We start from the raw sequence: 16,545 nt of genomic DNA on the forward strand, positions 1-16,545 counted from the left end.
GAAGAAGCAGCGCAAGAAGCTGGAGAAAGCCGTGGCCGACTGCGAGGCAGACATCGCCCGCCTGGAGGCAGACATCGCCCGCCTGGAGCAGCAGATGGCCACCCCCCAGGGCGCCGCCGACCCCTCGCTCTACGAAGAGCACGGCCGCCTCAAAGCCCGGCTCGACCAGGCCATGGAGGCTTGGGAACAGGCCGCCGAGGCACTCGAACAGGCCTGACCCCGGCCCGCGGGCAAAGTTTTTTCCCGCCCTCCGGAGAAAAAACAACCCGAAAACTTGCATAACTCAAAATTATCCCCTACCTTCGCTGCCAAGGTTTTTTGAATGCCAAAATGGTTAAGTGGTAAATCGGGCGGTTGCTACACTCCAGTGTAGCAATCGCCTACACTCAAGGGTAGCATCGAGCTACACACCAGTGTAGCAACGAGCTACACTCGAGGGTAGCAACCACCCCCACTACGGAGAACCCGCAGGCCACACACCTGCCCATGTTTAACCCGCCGTCCACAGACGGCACATAGCCCTTTTAATGCCATGCCCATGAAGATTAAGTACCTGAAGCGCCCCTTGCCCAATGACCGCGAAGCACCCGCCAAGTGGTATGCAACCCCCATTATCGACAAGCCCGAGACCATCACCGCCATGACCCGGGCGGCCACGGAGAACACCTCTACCGCCCCGCTCGAGATGCAGGCAGCACTCGGCCTCTTCGGCAACTACGCCCGCAAGCGCCTCCTGGCAGGCGAAAGCGTACGCGTGGGCGACCTGGGCACCCTGAAAGTGACCTTCCGCAGCAAGGGAGTGGACAATATCGACGAGGTCAACGCCGGACAGATGATTTACGACGTACGACTGCGGTTCACACCCTCCAAGGAGTTCCGCGAAAGCGTCATCAACAACCTGACCTTCGAGTGCGGCGGAGTCTTGGACGACGGCGTGGACTACTCCTCGCTGGCCGCCTACCGCAAGGCCAAGGGCCTCTCCACCGAAGAACCCGGCAGCGACGGCTCCGACCCCGACGACAGCGGACAGGGCACCTTCGGCTGACCCTAACCTACCAGGAATTCTTAGTGCAGATACCATAGTAATTTGGATTTTATAAGTGATGTGCCCAGGCAGGCCATGCCCAACCGGACCCCCGGAGGCCTGCCCGCACAAAAAAGGGGCGCTTCCGTGAGGAAGCGCCCCTTTTCCATGTCCTTCGCTCAATCGCGGACCTTAGTCTGCCGGGTGGATAGCCTCGGAGGGACATACACTGGCGCAAGTGCCGCACTCGGTGCATGCTTCAGGGTCGATTGAGTACTTGTCTCCCTCGGAGATTGCGCCTACCGGACATTCGTCGATGCAAGTGCCACAGGCGATACAGTCGTCACTAATTACGTAAGCCATTGTTCTTTCAGTTTAAAAGTTAGTATTTATCAAAATTGATGCTGCAAAGGTAAAGTTTTTCACCATAGGTTGTACCCACACCCCGTGGAAAAAAACTAATTTGTACGGCTTCTAAATAGCGCCGCTCAAAAGCGTATCTTCAACTCATGCCCCTCGTAGTGCACCTGCCGGTCAGGGTGTGCCACGGGCTTTTCTGCCGAAGGCTTGTCCGGAGTCATCAACGTGAGGCGGAAATCACGTGCCTGCAACATGCCCTCAAACTCGCCCCGTCGTTGCCCGATGGTCAGCGTCCGAGTCTCTTCATCCCAATGGAACCGGATGGTCGAGAAGCATCCTTGTTCGTAGTTGTAATTGTCAAACTCGTCTTCATACAGCGTAAACTCGCCGTCGGCACCCGGATAAATACAGATGTCCAGCACATCCCAAGCCTTCTCGCCCGAATACTGCACCTCAGGCCCCAAAGGCAGTATGCTGCCAGCCTTCACGTAGAGCGGCATGAGGCTGACAGGACAGTCGCGGTTGATGTCCACTCCCCCTTTCATCAGTTCATTGCTCCAGAAATCCACCCAGTCGGCTCCTTCAGGCAAATAGACCTCGAAGGGAAGCGACGCAGCCCCTATGCCTCCATCGGGCACCAGGGAAATGCCCCGGTTCTGCTCGTCCTTCGTCGTGTAAAGCGGCCGTGTGACGGGGCACACCAGAAAGGCGGGGCCGAACATGTATTCATCGTCCAGCAAGATGGCTTTCCGGTCGTGCGGGAAGTCCATGATGAGCGGACGCATCATGCTGCCATCATTTAGCACCACGTCTCCTTGCATACTATACAGGTAGGGCTGCAGCCGGTAACGCAGCTCGATGAAGCGTTTCTGCACATCATAGGCCCAGTCTCCCTCCCGGCCGAACAGGTAAATCTCGTTGAGCATCGGCGAGGAACAATGGTTGCGCATCAAGGGCAGGAAACATCCCCACTGAAACCAGCGCACGTGCAGCTCCTGGTAGGCCAGGTTCTTCCAGTCATTGTTGTACTCGTGGCTGAAGAAACCCGCCAGGTCGGTGTTCCAGAACGGGATGCCGCACAAGGTGAAGTTCAGCCCGGCAGGAATCTGCTGGCGCATCACTTCCCAGCTCGATGCCACGTCGCCGCTCCAGCTCAGGGTACCATAGTGCTGTTCTCCCAAGTAACCTGAACGGGTCATCTGGATGACGCGCCTGTCGGACGACACTGCACGTTGGTGTTCATACACCCCACGGTTATGCACTAGCGGATAGGCATTGTGCACCGAACGGAACGAACCGTCCGCCGTAAGCAAGTCGAAGTCGCTCTCTTTGGGATTCAAGTGGTCTGGTTCGGTCGAATCCGTCCACCAAGCATCTATGCCCATGTCATACAAATGACTGAGGTAACGCCAATATAAGTCTCTGGCTGCCGGGTTAAAAGGGTCGTAAGGATGGGCACCCGACTTGGGCGGCCAGGTTTCGAATTTCAGCAAGCCTCCCATTTTGTCCAGTTCCTGGTATTGGCTTGTCCACGGGCCGAAGCTGGCCCATACGGAAATCATGAGGTGCGCGTTGTGTCCATGTATGTAATCTATCATCTCCTCCGGGCTTTTGATGCGTGAGTCATAACGGGCGGCAGGGTCTTCACCGTTGGGTAGGTAGCGCATCGCTTCGGGGTCACCCATGCGGTTGGTGTAGCGCGGGTTCATAAACCGCATGGCGTTCCAGTTGGAGTCGCAACCCCAGTATTGCCAGTCTTGCACCATGACGTCGAGCGGAACTTTCAACTTCCGGTAACGGTCGAGCACGTCGCATAGTTCGTCCGGACTCTTGTAGCGTTCGCGCGACTGCCAGTAGCCCAAAGCCCAGCGCGGGAACATGGTGGCGCGTCCCGTCAGTTCGCGCAGGCAACCGATAACCCCGTCTTGCGAACCGTCGCGATAGAGGAAGTAGTAGTCGGCACACAAGCCGGTTTGCGACGTGAAAGAGGTTTCGGCCGATGTGTCGCTGAAGTAGGAGATGCCCGGATTGTCCCAGTAGACACCGTAGCCTTGTGAGGAAGTGAAGTAAGGTATGCAGATGTTGGTGTTTGTGTTACACAGATAGATTTGCTGGTTGCGATGATTCATGGCGTTGCTTTGCCGTTGCCCTAAGCCGTAGATGGCTTCATCGGGTTGGAGCGTGAACGCTTGGCTTACGTTGTACGTGGGTTGTCCAGCGTCTTGCGCGGGAGTGAAGCGAGTACCTTGTTCCTTCTCCGCGAGTAAAGTCGTTCCCTGTGGACCTTTGTAGATTATACGGCCCGTAACGGCATCCAGTACTACCGTCAGGCAGCCGGTTTGCATGCATAACACGTTTTCTTGGGGGGAAGAGTAGGCTATTTTTACCTTTTCGGGTATTTTGACGACAGGGAAACTTTTCTTTTCTGGGGCATTGGCGGTCGGGTACTTCAGGATGCGCACGATGTCGGAACTGTAGAAGATGACTTCGCCCGAAAGTTTCGAGTCGATGGTTTGGAACTTGGCGCCTTGCCCTGTCTGTTGTATGGTCTGTGCCGACGAGGCCAGACAAATGGCCAGCATGGCCGTGAAAAGTAGTTTTCTTTTTTTCATGGTTATATCTATTGAGTAAGCGATTCCGATGGGACGGATACAAGTCAGGCTGATTTCCCGGTGTGGGGTAAATCAGCCTGACAAAGATAGTCATATTCTGTGAACGGGTAGGGGGCAGAATGTTACCATTTATGGTTGGAAATGTTGTTTCCGCCCCTTTATCGGATGCTGTGCAGCACGTTTACCAGATGGCCACACGCTCCTCTTTGGGCACGAACATCGGGTCAGCCTCGCCGATGTTGAAAGCCTCGTACCACGCGTCAATCTGCGGCAGGGCACCATTCACGCGCCATTCACCCAACGAGTGCACGTCCATCTTGGTCAGATACAGCACAAACTCGGGGCGGACGTTGTTCGCCCATACACCCGCGTAGGCCAGGAAGAACCGCTGTTCGGGCGTCAGGCCGTCCACCGTGGCCAGCGGCGCATCTTTCGTGGCGGTCTTGAACGCCTGGTAGGCCACCTGCAGGCCACCGTAGTCGGCAATGTTCTCGCCCAACGTCTGTCGGCCGTTGGCATGCACGCCCGGAGCCACCTGTATGCTGTCGAAGAAGTTCACCATCACCTGGGCACGCTGGTTGAAGCGCTCCGCGTCTTCCGCCGTCCACCAGTCCTTCAGGTTGCCGTCCTTGTCATACTGGCGTCCCTGGTCGTCAAACCCGTGCGTCATCTCATGTCCGATAACCACGCCGATGGCCCCGTAGTTGAAGGCATCGTCCGCCTGCATGTCGAAGAAAGGCGGCTGCAGGATGCCTGCCGGGAAGCAGATTTCGTTCGTCGTCGGGTTATAGTAAGCGTTCACCGTCTGCGGCGTCATGTGCCATTCCTCCTTGTCGACCGGCTTCCCGGCTTTGGCCATGTTCTCGTCGCTGGCCCATACCGTCGCCCTCTCGATGTTGGCATAGTAAGAGTCGTCCTTGATGTCCAGCTTGCCATAATCCTTCCACTTGTCCGGATACCCGATTTTGACGTGGAAAGCCGCCAGTTTCTCCAGCGCCCGCGCCTTGGTGCTGTCGCTCATCCACTCCAAGGCCTGGATGCGCTCGCCCAGGGCCGTCTGCAGGTTCTTGACCAGCGTCACCATGCGCTCTTTGGCAGCGGCGGGGAAGTACTTCTCCACATACATCTGTCCCACGGCCTCGCCCAGCACCGAGCCGGTCACCGACACGGCCTGCTTCCAGCGCGGCTGCATCTCCTTCGCCCCGCTCATGGTACGTCCGTAGAAGTCGAAGTTCTGCTCCACAATCTCATCGTTCAGGAACGAAGCGGCCCGGTCAATCAGTTTCCACTGCAAGTACAGCACCTGCTGTTCCACGGGCAGCGAGTCCAGTATCTTGGCCGCCTCGGCCAGCGCCTCGGGCTGCCCTACGATAATCTCCTGCACGTTCTTCAGCCCCAGGTTGGTCAGGTACGCATCCCAGTTGAAGGAAGCATACTTCTGCTTCAGTTCGTCCAGCGTCATCTTGTTGTAGTTGGCCTGCGGGTCACGCAGTTCCACCATGCTGCGGAAGGTCTTGGCCAGGCGCGTCTCCACGTCCATCACGATGTCGCGTCCGCGGTTGGCCGTAGCCTCGTCAAACCCGGCCAGTTGGTACATCTTTGCCACGTGCACCTTGAAGGCTTCACGGATTTTGGTCGTAGCCTCGTCCGTGGCCAGGTAATAGTCGCGTTCGCCCATGCTCAGCCCCGCCTGACTGGTGTAGACGGCGTTCATGTCGCTGTTCTTCTGGTCGGCGCCCACGCCCGTGCCCAGGTAGCTGGTGATGCCGCGGCGCTCGAGCGAGCCCAGCAGTGCATAGACATCAGCCTTGTTCTTCAGCGAGGCAATCTCTTCCAGTTCGGTCTTGATGGGGGCGGTGCCTTCCTGGTTCAGTTTCACGCTGTCCATGGCCAGGTTATACAGAGTGCCTATCTTCTGGGCCACCGAGCCGGCCTCGTGCTGTCCCTTGGCCAGCTCTTCGATGAGTCCCTGCATCTGCTTGCGGTTGTTCTCGGCCAAGACGGTGAAGGAACCATACTGTGAATACTCGTCTGTCAGGGGGTGGTTTTTCATCCATCCACCGCAGGCATACTGATAGAAGTCCGTGCCCGGCAGTGCCGTAGTGTCCAGGTTGGCAAGGTCTATACCCGTGGTCAGGTTGCCCTTGCCCGAGTTGCAGGCTGCCATGCTCAGGCAGAGGGCTGCAACGGAGAAATAGTGTTTAGCGTTCATATATACTTTAAATAAAAGTGATTCCTTTGTCGGGGTGCAAAGGTACGCATTTTTAGGCTTAGGCTGGTGCGCAGAGTGGGATATTTCTTTCGGTCCGGTCGTTTTGCCCGACGCGTTCAGTCACGTTTCAGGCTTCTGCGTCGCCGGGCGTGGTAGGCATGCCGCATCCCCAGGCGTGGTAGGCATGCCGCATCCCCAGGTCGAGGGCAAGCAATATCAGTACCACTAATCCGATGCCTCCATAGGGAGCGAGTTCGATGCTTTGGAAGCTCTCGGCCACTTGTTTCCACAGGCTTTGCCACATTTCCCCGCAGGCAATCCGCAGGCAGACCACTCCCACGGCCGCCAGCAGCATGGCGAGCGAGACGGTGGTCCAGAACAGGCGTTGTTCGGCTGTCTCCCGCCTTTTCGTGTCTGTTTACTCTCCTTCGTAGTCGAAGAAGTCGTACTCCGCCCGGGCTTCCGACCCCGGCAGGGCGGACGTGGCGAACAGGCCGAGCATGATGCCCGTGAAGCCTCCCACGGTCTCCGTGCTGAGGTAGCGGGTGTTGAGTTTGCCCAGTTCGTGGTAGTCCTTGCCGTCAGTGGAGTAGGAGAAGGCGTAGTATTGCGATTCGCTTGTGACGCGCAGGTGTACGTCTCCCCGGCCCACGGCCACTTCCGGCTCTTCGTGCGTCAGTAGTCCCATTTTGTGGCGTAGGGTGATGTAGTTCTGTCCGTCGGCCTTCCGTCGGAGGAGGATGTCGCTGTGGGCGTCTTCATACATGTAGACCGTTAGCCCGGCTTCGTCGCCCGTCGAGGCATCGCGCAGGCGCAGTGAGGTGGTGGCGCTGAAGCTCATGTGCTCCTGGCGGCGGCACACGAGGGTAGGACTGTCGTCTATCCGTTCCAGGCCGACGGGCGTGGCTTTCAGGACGAGGCGGCCTTTTCTTAATTCGTAGTTTTCGGGGTGCGGATTGCGGACGTACACCCAGTCGTAGGCCAGCGTGTCGGCATCGAACTCCGTGCGGGCAGGTTTCGGGGCTGCGGGATGCTGGGGCAGGGTGGGGACGTTCATCTGCGGGTAGAGGGTGCCGTCGGCGTTCACCACCGGCCAGGCTCCTTCGTCCCAGCGCACGGGGGCTAAGAAGGTCTCGCGCCCCAGCAAGTGGTGTGTGCCACCCTGGGTGCGGAAGGCCAGGCAGACCAGCCACCAACTGCCGTCGGGTGCTTCCACCAGGTCGGCGTGCCCGGTGCCCTGGATGGGGTTGCTCTGCGCGTTCATGTTGATGTGCGTCAAGATGGGGTTGGCGGGATTGCCGGTGTACGGCCCGTCGATGTGCCGGCTTCGTGCGATGGTCACCTTGTGTCCGTATTCCGTTCCGCCTTCCGAGATGAGCAGGTAGTACCAGCCGTCTTTCTTATAGATGTGCGGCCCTTCGGGATAGCGCCCTCCGGTGCCGGTCCAGATGCGTCGCGATTCGGTCAGTTGGCGGCCGGTCAGCGGGTCTATCTGGCACAAGTGGATGCAGTTGTCCGGGTTGCTCACCAGGTAGCACTTGCCATCCTCAAAGTAGAGCGACGGGTCGATGCCTCCCTGCTCAATCCACACCGGCTCCGACCAGGGACCGCGCGGGTCGGTGGCGTGCACCAGGAAGTTGCCTTTGTCCGACACGTTCGTGGTAATCATGTAGAAACGCTCCCCGTCGTGTCGGATGGTGGGGGCATAGATGCCTCCCCCCGTGCTGGCGTTCTTCAGCGGCAGTTGCGAGGGGCGCGTCAGCACGTGCCCTATCTGCTGCCAGTGCACCAAGTCGCGGCTGTGGAAGATGGGTACGCCGGGGAAGTATTGGAAACTGCTGTTGACCAGGTAGAAGTCGTCGCCCACGCGGCAGACGCTCGGGTCGGGATGGAAACCCGCGATGACGGGGTTCTGGTAGCCCAGGGGTTGCTGGGCCAGGCAGGAGAGGCTGAGGGCCAGTGCTGCCAGCAATGTCTGTTTACGCATAACTGTTTCGATATTTGATATAGGCTGTTTCCGGCAAATGTAGTCAAACCCGCGCGTTTGCGCAAAAGAATCTCCGGCATTTTGCCCTGGAGCAACATCTGCCTCCCTTTTTGGAAACAAAAGCCCCCCTGCCGTTTCCTTCCGCCAGAGGCGGAGCGCGGTCGGGTTGCCTCCTGCGGGCAAGAGGCGTGGCTGTTGCGGACGCGGGCGGTGCTTCTTGCGGACACGGGCGGCAGCCCTCCGGCACGCTTGCTTTTTCCTGCTATTACCCTTCGCCCGACCAGGCCGCAGGCAGGTCAAAAGGTTTGTTTCTTATCAGCAAAGTTTGTTTCCTGACATAATTCGGCCTTCTTCCGAAAATACTTCCCCCGCGCCACTTCTTTCTCGGAAGAATCCATATACCTTTGTCTGTCGGAGAGCCCGGGGACGTGGCGGTTTCGTCCGTCCTGCCGACAGGCAGAGTACATATTTAATCACTCAATAATTTAATATCAGTATGGAGAATACATTTCGTTGGCGTTGGCGTGCAGTAGCCTCGCTTTGTTTGATGTTCATGTTTGGTCTGGTCTCTTGCAATGACGATGAAGACAATCCCGGCACGGGCGGCATCCCCGGCGGACAAGTACCGCAAGAAGTACGCACGATAGCCGACCGCCTCGGCTTGGGCTGGAATCTTGGAAATTCACTCGATGCACATGTAAACGGTGTCTCTGACGAGACGGCTTGGAACAATGCTCCTGCCTCGCAGGCTCTTTTCGACCGTGTGGCCGCGGCAGGCTTCACGTCGGTGCGCATCCCCGTCACGTGGATGGGGCACATTGGCGACGCTCCTGATTATAAGATAGAAGACGCTTGGATGGACCGCGTGGCCGAAGTCGTAGGGTATGCGGAAAATGCCGGGCTCAACGTGATTATCAACATCCACCACGATGGCTACAGCGACAGAACCAGCTCGGACTACAACCCTGCCATGTGGCTGGACGTCCGAGAAGCTGCCCGCAACGAGTCGGCACGTGCCGAAATCAACGCCCGCTTCCGGGCCGTCTGGTCGCAGATAGCCACGCGCTTCCAGGACAAAGGCGAATTCCTCATCTTCGAAAGCTTTAACGAAGTGCACGACGGCGACTGGGGACAGGGCGGAAATCGCTTGGACGGTGGCGCCCAATACGGTGTCATCAACGAATGGAACCAAATCTTCGTGGACGCCGTGCGTGCCACAGGCGGACAGAACACGAACCGCTACCTCGGCGTGCCGGGATATGCCACCGATGCAGACCTCACCATCGACTACATGGAACTTCCCGAAGACCCCACCCCCAACCGCTTGCTGGTGAGCGTACACTTCTATGAACCCACCGAGTTCACCCTGACCGCCGAATACTCCGAATGGGGACACACCGCCGCTTCCGGTACTTACGTGGAGGGTGGCAACGAAGACAATGTACAGGCCGTGTTCGGCGCGCTGAAGACCCGTTTCGTGGACAACGGCATCCCCGTCTACTTCGGAGAGATGGGTTGCGTGCGCCACGAGAGCGAACGCAGCGAACAGTTCCGCCGCTACTACTTCGAATACGTCTTCAAGGCTGCCCACGACTACGGCATCGTGCCTTTCTGCTGGGATAACGGCTATGCCGGCGCCGGCAAGGAACAGTCGGGCCTCTTCGACCGTGCTACGGGTAACTTCCTGAACGATGCCGAGACGATGGTCAACGCCATGAAGAAGGCCGTCTTCACGACCGATACCTCCTACACCCTGCAAAGCGTCTATGACGGTGCGCCCGAATAAAGAGACAAGTTTTCATAGGTAAAAAGGTGAAAAAAGAGCTATCTCAGCATAGCTCTTTTTTATCCGTAGGCCAAGCAGCAGGAGCAGGGGCAACAAATGATGCCCTGAAAGAAAACGTACGATACCCGGATGAATCAAAAGCCACCCTTTTTCTCGACAGGAAGAAGGGGCTGGGGTGGAGAAAAATGCTTATTTTTGCGTAAAATGCAAGCATCGTCTTCGCCCTACCCCGATTTGTTCATCTTAAAAAACAACCACCATGAAAAAGAAACTTTTGTCTTTCTGCCTGTTTTTTTGTCTTTCCGTTCTGGCTTCGCAACTGCCCTGCGCCGCCGCCGAGGTCTATCCCCTGAACCGCGGCTGGACGTTTCACCATGGATTCCAACCCGTGGGCGAGGTACAGACCGTCGACCTGCCCCATACCTGGAACAAGGGCGACGCCATGTATGGCACCGCCGACTACTACCGCGGCCTGTGTCGCTACGCCCGTCCGTTGGCTGTGCCCGCCCGCTGGGCCGGCAAACGCATTTTCCTGCGCGTAGAGGCAGCCCAGACCGTGGCCGACGTCTTTGTAGACCGACGTTTCGTCATGCAGCACCGTGGCGGATACACCGCCTTCGTGGCCGAACTGACCGACTTCCTGCAACCCGGCCAAGAGAGCGAGTTGGCCATCTATGTCAACAACACCGCCTCCTTCGACATTGCGCCCATCTGCGGCGACTTCACCCAGCCGGGCGGCCTCTACCGCGGCGTGGAGTTGCTGGTGACGGACGAGGTGTGCATCGCCCCCGATTTCTATGCTTCGTCGGGCGTCTTCTTCACCCAGAGCGAAGTGAGCGAGCGGAGTGCCCGCCTGCGGATGGAAGCCTTGCTGTCGCACAAAAATACCACGCTGGACGGCTGTGAAGTCGAGTTCCAACTTTGGGACGAAGGCCGGCAGATTCATACCGCCACCGTTCGCGACTTTACGCCCGACGGCCGGGCCTGTGCGGAGACAACCGTGCAACGGCCGCATCTTTGGGACGGCGTGCGCGACCCGCACCTGTATGAAGCCGTGGTCATCCTCCGCCGCGACGGACAGGAGATAGACCGCCGCACCGAGGAGATAGGCTTCCGCTACTACCACGCCGACCCGGAGCAAGGCTTCTTCCTGAACGGACATCCCTATCGGCTGAACGGTGTCTGCCGTCACCAGGAACGGGCCGAACGGGCCGTCGCCCTCTATCCCTCCGACCACGACGAAGACCTGGACTTGATGCAGGAAATGGGCTGCACCGCCGTGCGTCTCGCACACTACCCGCAGGCCAAGTATGTGCACCGCCAGATGGATCGCCGTGGACTGGTGGCCTGGGCCGAAATTCCCTTTGTCAACGTCTATGTCGCTCATCCGGCCTATGCCGACAACCTGCGCCAACAACTGAAGGAGCTCATCTACCAGAACTACAACCATCCTTGTATCCTGGCTTGGGGACTGTTCAACGAAATCAATTCCGGATGGCTGGACCGCCCTTCGGCGATGGCCCAGGAACTGCATGAACTGGCCCACAGCCTTGACCCCTCCCGTCTGACTATGGGCGCCAGCAACCAGCAGGATGACTTCAATGGGTTTACCGACCTGATAGCGTTCAACCGTTACTTCGGCTGGTATGACGGCGAGCCGGACCAGATGGGCGAGTGGCTGGACCGGGAACATGCCGCCCACCCGGAACGGAAGATAGGCATCAGCGAATATGGTGCGGGAGGCAGCCCCTTCCAACAGGCCGACACGCTGGAGCGGCCGACTGCCGGAGGCCCTTGGCATCCGGAGAACTGGCAGACCTATTACCACATCGAGAATTGGCGTCAACTGAAGGCACGGCCTTACCTTTGGTGCAACTTCGTCTGGTGTATGTTCGACTTCTCGGCCGCCGGTCGCCGCGAAGGTTCCGACCCCGGGCGCAACGACAAAGGCCTGGTCACCGTTGACCGGAGAATCAAGAAAGATGCCTTCTATTTCTACAAAGCCAACTGGAATACCGAAGACAAGTTCGTCTACCTGGCCGGGCGCCGCGCCGACCGCCGTACCCGGTCCGTGACGACGGTGCAAGCCTTCAGCAACAGCGGTCCGGCAGAGCTTTTCCTCAATGGCGAGCCGTTAGGGGAAGCCGTGCCTGACGCAGTGAACGTGATGGAATGGAAAAACGTGCGTCTGCGCGAAGGAAAAAATGAGTTGCTGTTAAAGAACAAATACGGGGAAGACCGTTGCACCTGGTTCTTAGCGGATAGGACAGACTTATGAACCGTTCGCAGTGAAAGTAGAGATACAATAAGGGGGGAGAAAGCCCGGAACGTGTGGGGCAAAAAAGCATTTTCCTCCTTGTTTTTCTCCTTGTTTTTTGTTTTTTTTGCTTCCCAGAAAGAACACCTTTGATTACCGTTCGTATGAAAAAAAAGTCCTTAGTATTAAGTTTTTGCTTGTTTTTTTGCCTTCCGTTCTGGGCAGATAACTACATGTTTAAATGTTTAGGTTTGAAAGACGGGCTTTCCAACAATCAGATAAATGCCATTTACAAAGATTCCGAGGGGTTCATGTGGTTTGCCACGGCTTCGGGGCTGAACCGCTACGACGGCTACAATGTGAAAGTCTATCGCAGCGATTCCAACGATTCCATCCCTTTGCCGGACAACTACATTGATACCATTCAGGAAGATGCGGATGGCTTTCTGTGGATACATACTGACGGCGGGTATGCTTTGTACAATCCCGTTACGGACAGCTTCGACTGCAACATCGACGAATGGATGTGGAACATCGGCATCAGCGGTGAGCCGACACATATCCATATTGATGCCGATAAAAACTTTTGGTTGTACTTTTCCTGGGACAAACAATTCTATCATTACAAGGCAGGTACGGCAAAAGCACGTCTGCTCGATAACATTTCGGAATCCCTGAAAAACGTCACCCTGACAGACTTTGCCGATGGCGGGGAAGGATTGCTGGCCGTGGACGATGCCGGAAGACTGTATTGCGTGGACATGATTTCGCTGGAACTGAAGTGGGCGGAGAATGACTTTGCTGATTTCATGGGCGGCCCCGAGACATGCGCCTATTCCCTTTATGCCGACAGAAACGGCCGTGTCTGGATTTGTGGCATGCGTGGCATAGGCTGCTACGACCTGGTGCACCGGAAGTGGTTGCGGCGTCAGCATTGCGCTACCCCTTTTGATGTGGTGCGCGCAGTGTGGGAAGACCGGAAAGGCCGGATTTGGCTGGGAAAAGACCTGGGCGGTATCCAAATCATTTATCCGGACGGCCGGACAGTCTCCGTGAAAAACGACCCCAAGAACGGGCGCAGCCTGCCGACCAACACGGTGACCGCTTTCTACGAAGACGAAGCCGGTACCATGTGGGTAGGGACTTACAAGAAAGGTGTGGCTCTCTACAACGAAAGCATGTTTAAGTTTGACTTGCTCGAAGTGGGCGACATCCATTGCATCGAAGACGGTGGCGACGGTTGGGTCTGGTTGGGCACCAACGGCGACGGCCTGATTCATCGGAACATGACTACGGGGCGGCAAACTTGCTTTACAAACGTGCCGGGCGATCCACATTCCATCTCCGGCAATGTCCTGGTATCGCTTTTGCGCGACAGCCGCGGCCGCTTGTGGGCAGGAACCTATTACAATGGCCTGAATTGCTACGACGGTGGCCGTTTCGTTCGTTATAAGCATCGCAGCGGAGACCCCAATTCGTTGGTCAACGACAATGTGTGGGCTTTGGAAGAAGATGCGGACGGAGGCATCTGGATTGGTACTTTGGGAGGTGGGGTACAACACCTGAATCCGCAAACCGGAAAGTTCACCTTATATAATGCAACCAATTCTGGCCTGACTTCCGCTTGGATTTCTTCGCTGGATATGGGACGGAATGGCAATCTGTGGATAGGGACCACGGGAGGCATCTTTTCATTGGACATGAAGACAAAGAAGATTACCCGCTTTCTGGGTACGCGCTCCGGGAAATCAGCGCTCTCTAACAATGTCGTGATGCAGTTGTACGAAGATGGGCACAGACGCCTCTGGGTGGCTACCCGCTCGGGGCTGAACGTCTGCGACCTGGAGCGTGACACGCTCTACGAAGTACGCTTGAATACCGATTATTCCCACCAATTGATGCTGGGAATCGTGGAAGATGAGCAACAAGGCATGTGGATAAGTGTCGGAGGAGAACTGATTAATGTGGTGCCGGAAGAAAATGCAGAAACGGGACGGCTGACTTTCCGCTGCCATGTTTACAGTGATAAAGACGGCTTGCAGGGTTGCGATTTTAACCAGCGCTCGATGAAGCGTTTGCACACGGGGCAAATACTGGCCGGAGGCTTGTATGGCGTCAATACCTTCTGGCCGGGTGATATTAAGTACAATGAGTGTGTGCCCCATGTTATGTTTACAGGTTTGCAACTCTTCAATGAAGAGGTCGGAGTAGGCATCCCGTTCGATGGGCAGGTGATACTGAAAGAGTCTTTAAACCAATCGCGGGAGGTCGTATTGGACTATAAACAGAATATTTTTACGGTGTTTTTCGCTTCTGATAACTATATTTTGCCGGAAAAGACGCGCTACTATTATATGCTGGAAGGATTTAATGATGATTGGCTGGTCGACAAAGAGAACATGCACCGGGTGACTTACACGAACTTGGCGCCTGGCACTTATTGGCTGAAAGTGAGGGCTGCTAATAGTGACGGCGTTAGCGGTGAAGAAGAAGCTCGCCTGAAAATAGTCATTCTTCCTCCTTTCTGGTTGACCTCTTGGGCCTACCTGCTGTATTCTCTGTTGCTGATTGGCATCTTATGTTTGGCCTATGTACGGGTCAAACGCCATGAACGCAATAAGTATAGGATGCGTCAGATAGAAGAAGATGCCCGTCGGAATGAAGAACTGAACCAGATGAAGTTCCGCTTCTTTACCAATGTGAGCCACGAATTGCGTACACCGTTGACGCTGATTCTTTCTCCGTTGGAAAGTTTGATGAAAGATGTGCAAGACGAACAGACAGCCGGGAAACTGAAGATGATACACCGCAACGCCTTGCGTTTGCTCAATCTTGTGAACCAGTTGCTTGATTTTCGTAAAAACGAAATGGTAGGTTCACACTTGCATTTGTCTGAAGGAGATATAGTCTCCTTTGTGCAGAATATCTGCAACTCTTTCCTGATGCTCTCCGAAAAGAAAGGCGTGCATCTGACTTTCCATTCTGCCGTAGATTCTTTGAATATGGCCTTTGATGTCGATAAGATAGGTAAGATTGTGATGAACCTCTTGTCCAATGCTTTCAAGTTTACGCCGAACGGCGGACTTGTGACTGTTTCGCTCGGCCTTTTGGACGGTCAGCCGGATATGCTGGAGATAAAAGTGGCAGATACTGGCATAGGCATTAAAGATGAAGACAAGGAACATGTTTTTGACCGCTTTTACCAGGTAGAACATTCCGAAGAACAGCATGCTTCCACGGGAAGTGGCATCGGGCTTAGTCTGGTGCGCGATTTTGTATCTTTGCATGGAGGAACGGTACAAGTGGTTGATAATGCAGGCGGAGGCAGTATTTTCGTCGTCAAGCTCCCGGTGAAGCATGTCGCTGCCGTTTCAGAACTTGCACCACCTGCCACAGAACAGATGCCGGATAAAACGCAGGAAGAATCAGCGGACACGGTAGATAAACGCCCGATGTCAAAGATAAGAAAAGGGAAACCACTGGTTCTGATAGTGGACGATAGTGATGATTTTGTGGAGTTCATGAAAGATACTATGAATTTGTATTTCTCTGTGGAAACAGCCAGGAACGGGCAAGAAGCATTGGAGATGCTTCAGAAAACTCATCCGGATTTAATCTTGTGCGACTGGATGATGCCTGTTATGGATGGAAAAGAATTGTGTCGACGCGTGAAGTCTGATAAACAGACAGCAAACATCCCATTTATTTTACTTACTGCTAAGCAGTCTGTGGAAACAAAAGTAGAAGGTCTGACTGTTGGTGCTGATGATTACGTGACTAAACCTTTCAATCTGGAGGTCCTAATATTACGGATGCGTAAGTTGATAGAACTAAGCCGCAATGCAAAGCCCCGAGGATATATAGAGCCGGAGCCGGAAGAAATTGCTATAACTCCTTTGGATGAGAAACTGATTGCTAATGCTATTAGTTATGTAGAAAAGAATATTTCCCGTAGCGATTTGTCCGTAGAAGAATTGAGCCGGGAATTAGGCATGAGTCGAGCTCATATGTATAAGAAGATGTTGCAGATTACAGGTAAAACTCCCATCGAATTTATTCGTATCATACGTTTGAAAAGAGCGGCACAATTGTTGCGTGAGAGCCAACAGAATGTTTCTGAGATAGCCTATCAGTTGGGATTTAATAATCCTAAGTATTTCAGTCGTTATTTCAAAGAGGAGTTCGGCGTATTGCCCTCAGTTTATCAGGAAATGGAAGGTAAAATGACAAATAATACTCCAAGATGAAACATATTGTATACTTATTGATTCAAAAGAACCCGTTTCTTTCAACATATAGAAGAACTT

At 55.4% G+C, this 16,545-nt stretch carries 11 protein-coding genes; 6 read left to right on the forward strand and 5 right to left on the reverse strand.

Translation table 11 applies throughout. The features are described 5' to 3' along the window. A partial coding sequence (locus tag M3090_RS04480; protein ID WP_249054196.1) for an ABC transporter C-terminal domain-containing protein occupies positions 1-217 on the forward strand: 217 nt, incomplete at its 5' end. Positions 218-538: 321 nt separating this feature from the next. Continuing rightward, the gene (locus M3090_RS04485; RefSeq protein WP_249054197.1) at positions 539-1,045 is read left to right on the forward strand and encodes a hypothetical protein; all 507 of its coding nucleotides are present in this window, start codon (positions 539-541) and stop codon (positions 1,043-1,045) included. A gap of 171 nt (positions 1,046-1,216) precedes the next feature. Here M3090_RS04485 and M3090_RS04490 read toward each other — a convergent pair whose 3' ends face one another. The 5 genes from M3090_RS04490 to M3090_RS04510 all read right to left on the reverse strand — a co-directional run bounded on the left by M3090_RS04490 (position 1,217) and on the right by M3090_RS04510 (position 8,195). After that, the gene (locus M3090_RS04490) at positions 1,217-1,387 is read right to left on the reverse strand and encodes a 4Fe-4S binding protein (RefSeq protein ID WP_249054198.1); all 171 of its coding nucleotides are present in this window, start codon (positions 1,385-1,387) and stop codon (positions 1,217-1,219) included. A gap of 125 nt (positions 1,388-1,512) precedes the next feature. Beyond that, on the reverse strand, positions 1,513-3,996 hold the full coding sequence (locus tag M3090_RS04495; protein ID WP_249054199.1) for a TIM-barrel domain-containing protein: 2,484 nt from the start codon (positions 3,994-3,996) through the stop codon (positions 1,513-1,515). Between the two features lie 181 nt (positions 3,997-4,177). After that, positions 4,178-6,208, reverse strand: coding sequence for a M13 family metallopeptidase (locus M3090_RS04500; RefSeq protein WP_249054200.1), 2,031 nt, complete (start codon positions 6,206-6,208; stop codon positions 4,178-4,180). Between the two features lie 127 nt (positions 6,209-6,335). After that, positions 6,336-6,563 (reverse strand): hypothetical protein, encoded by a 228-nt coding sequence (locus M3090_RS04505; protein ID WP_249054201.1) that lies wholly within the window; start codon positions 6,561-6,563, stop codon positions 6,336-6,338. Positions 6,564-6,626: 63 nt separating this feature from the next. After that, on the reverse strand, positions 6,627-8,195 hold the full coding sequence (locus M3090_RS04510; protein ID WP_249054202.1) for a glycoside hydrolase family 43 protein: 1,569 nt from the start codon (positions 8,193-8,195) through the stop codon (positions 6,627-6,629). 496 nt (positions 8,196-8,691) lie between these two features. On the opposite strand from M3090_RS04510, the gene M3090_RS04515 reads away from it, so the two are divergent. The 4 genes from M3090_RS04515 (at position 8,692) to M3090_RS04530 (ending at position 16,485) form a co-directional block, all read left to right on the forward strand. Further along, a complete protein-coding gene (locus tag M3090_RS04515; protein WP_249054203.1) occupies positions 8,692-9,981 on the forward strand; it encodes a glycoside hydrolase family 5 protein in 1,290 nt (429 codons plus the stop codon). Positions 9,982-10,007: 26 nt separating this feature from the next. Further along, entirely contained in the window at positions 10,008-10,184 is a 177-nt protein-coding gene (locus M3090_RS04520) for a hypothetical protein (RefSeq protein ID WP_249054204.1), read from the forward strand. Between the two features lie 56 nt (positions 10,185-10,240). Continuing rightward, positions 10,241-12,259, forward strand: coding sequence for a glycoside hydrolase family 2 protein (locus M3090_RS04525; RefSeq protein ID WP_249054205.1), 2,019 nt, complete (start codon positions 10,241-10,243; stop codon positions 12,257-12,259). Positions 12,260-12,402: 143 nt separating this feature from the next. Further along, positions 12,403-16,485 carry a hybrid sensor histidine kinase/response regulator transcription factor gene (locus tag M3090_RS04530; protein ID WP_249054206.1) on the forward strand — a complete coding sequence of 1,361 codons (4,083 nt, stop codon included), beginning with the start codon at positions 12,403-12,405 and terminating at the stop codon, positions 16,483-16,485. Positions 16,486-16,545 lie beyond the last annotated feature (60 nt).

The sequence above is a fragment of the Bacteroides sp. ET71 genome, assembly GCF_023336905.1.
GTDB lineage: Bacteria > Bacteroidota > Bacteroidia > Bacteroidales > Bacteroidaceae > Bacteroides.

Bases quoted from the DNA above. Each gene is read 5' to 3' on its own strand.
- M3090_RS04485 (WP_249054197.1), top strand. From the start codon at position 539: ATGAAGATTAAGTACCTGAAGCGCCCCTTGCCCAATGACCGCGAAGCA.
- M3090_RS04490 (WP_249054198.1), bottom strand. From the start codon at position 1,387: ATGGCTTACGTAATTAGTGACGACTGTATCGCCTGTGGCACTTGCATC.
- M3090_RS04495 (WP_249054199.1), bottom strand. From the start codon at position 3,996: ATGAAAAAAAGAAAACTACTTTTCACGGCCATGCTGGCCATTTGTCTG.
- M3090_RS04500 (WP_249054200.1), bottom strand. From the start codon at position 6,208: ATGAACGCTAAACACTATTTCTCCGTTGCAGCCCTCTGCCTGAGCATG.
- M3090_RS04505 (WP_249054201.1), bottom strand. From the start codon at position 6,563: ATGCTGCTGGCGGCCGTGGGAGTGGTCTGCCTGCGGATTGCCTGCGGG.
- M3090_RS04510 (WP_249054202.1), bottom strand. From the start codon at position 8,195: ATGCGTAAACAGACATTGCTGGCAGCACTGGCCCTCAGCCTCTCCTGC.
- M3090_RS04515 (WP_249054203.1), top strand. From the start codon at position 8,692: ATGGAGAATACATTTCGTTGGCGTTGGCGTGCAGTAGCCTCGCTTTGT.
- M3090_RS04525 (WP_249054205.1), top strand. From the start codon at position 10,241: ATGAAAAAGAAACTTTTGTCTTTCTGCCTGTTTTTTTGTCTTTCCGTT.
- M3090_RS04530 (WP_249054206.1), top strand. From the start codon at position 12,403: ATGAAAAAAAAGTCCTTAGTATTAAGTTTTTGCTTGTTTTTTTGCCTT.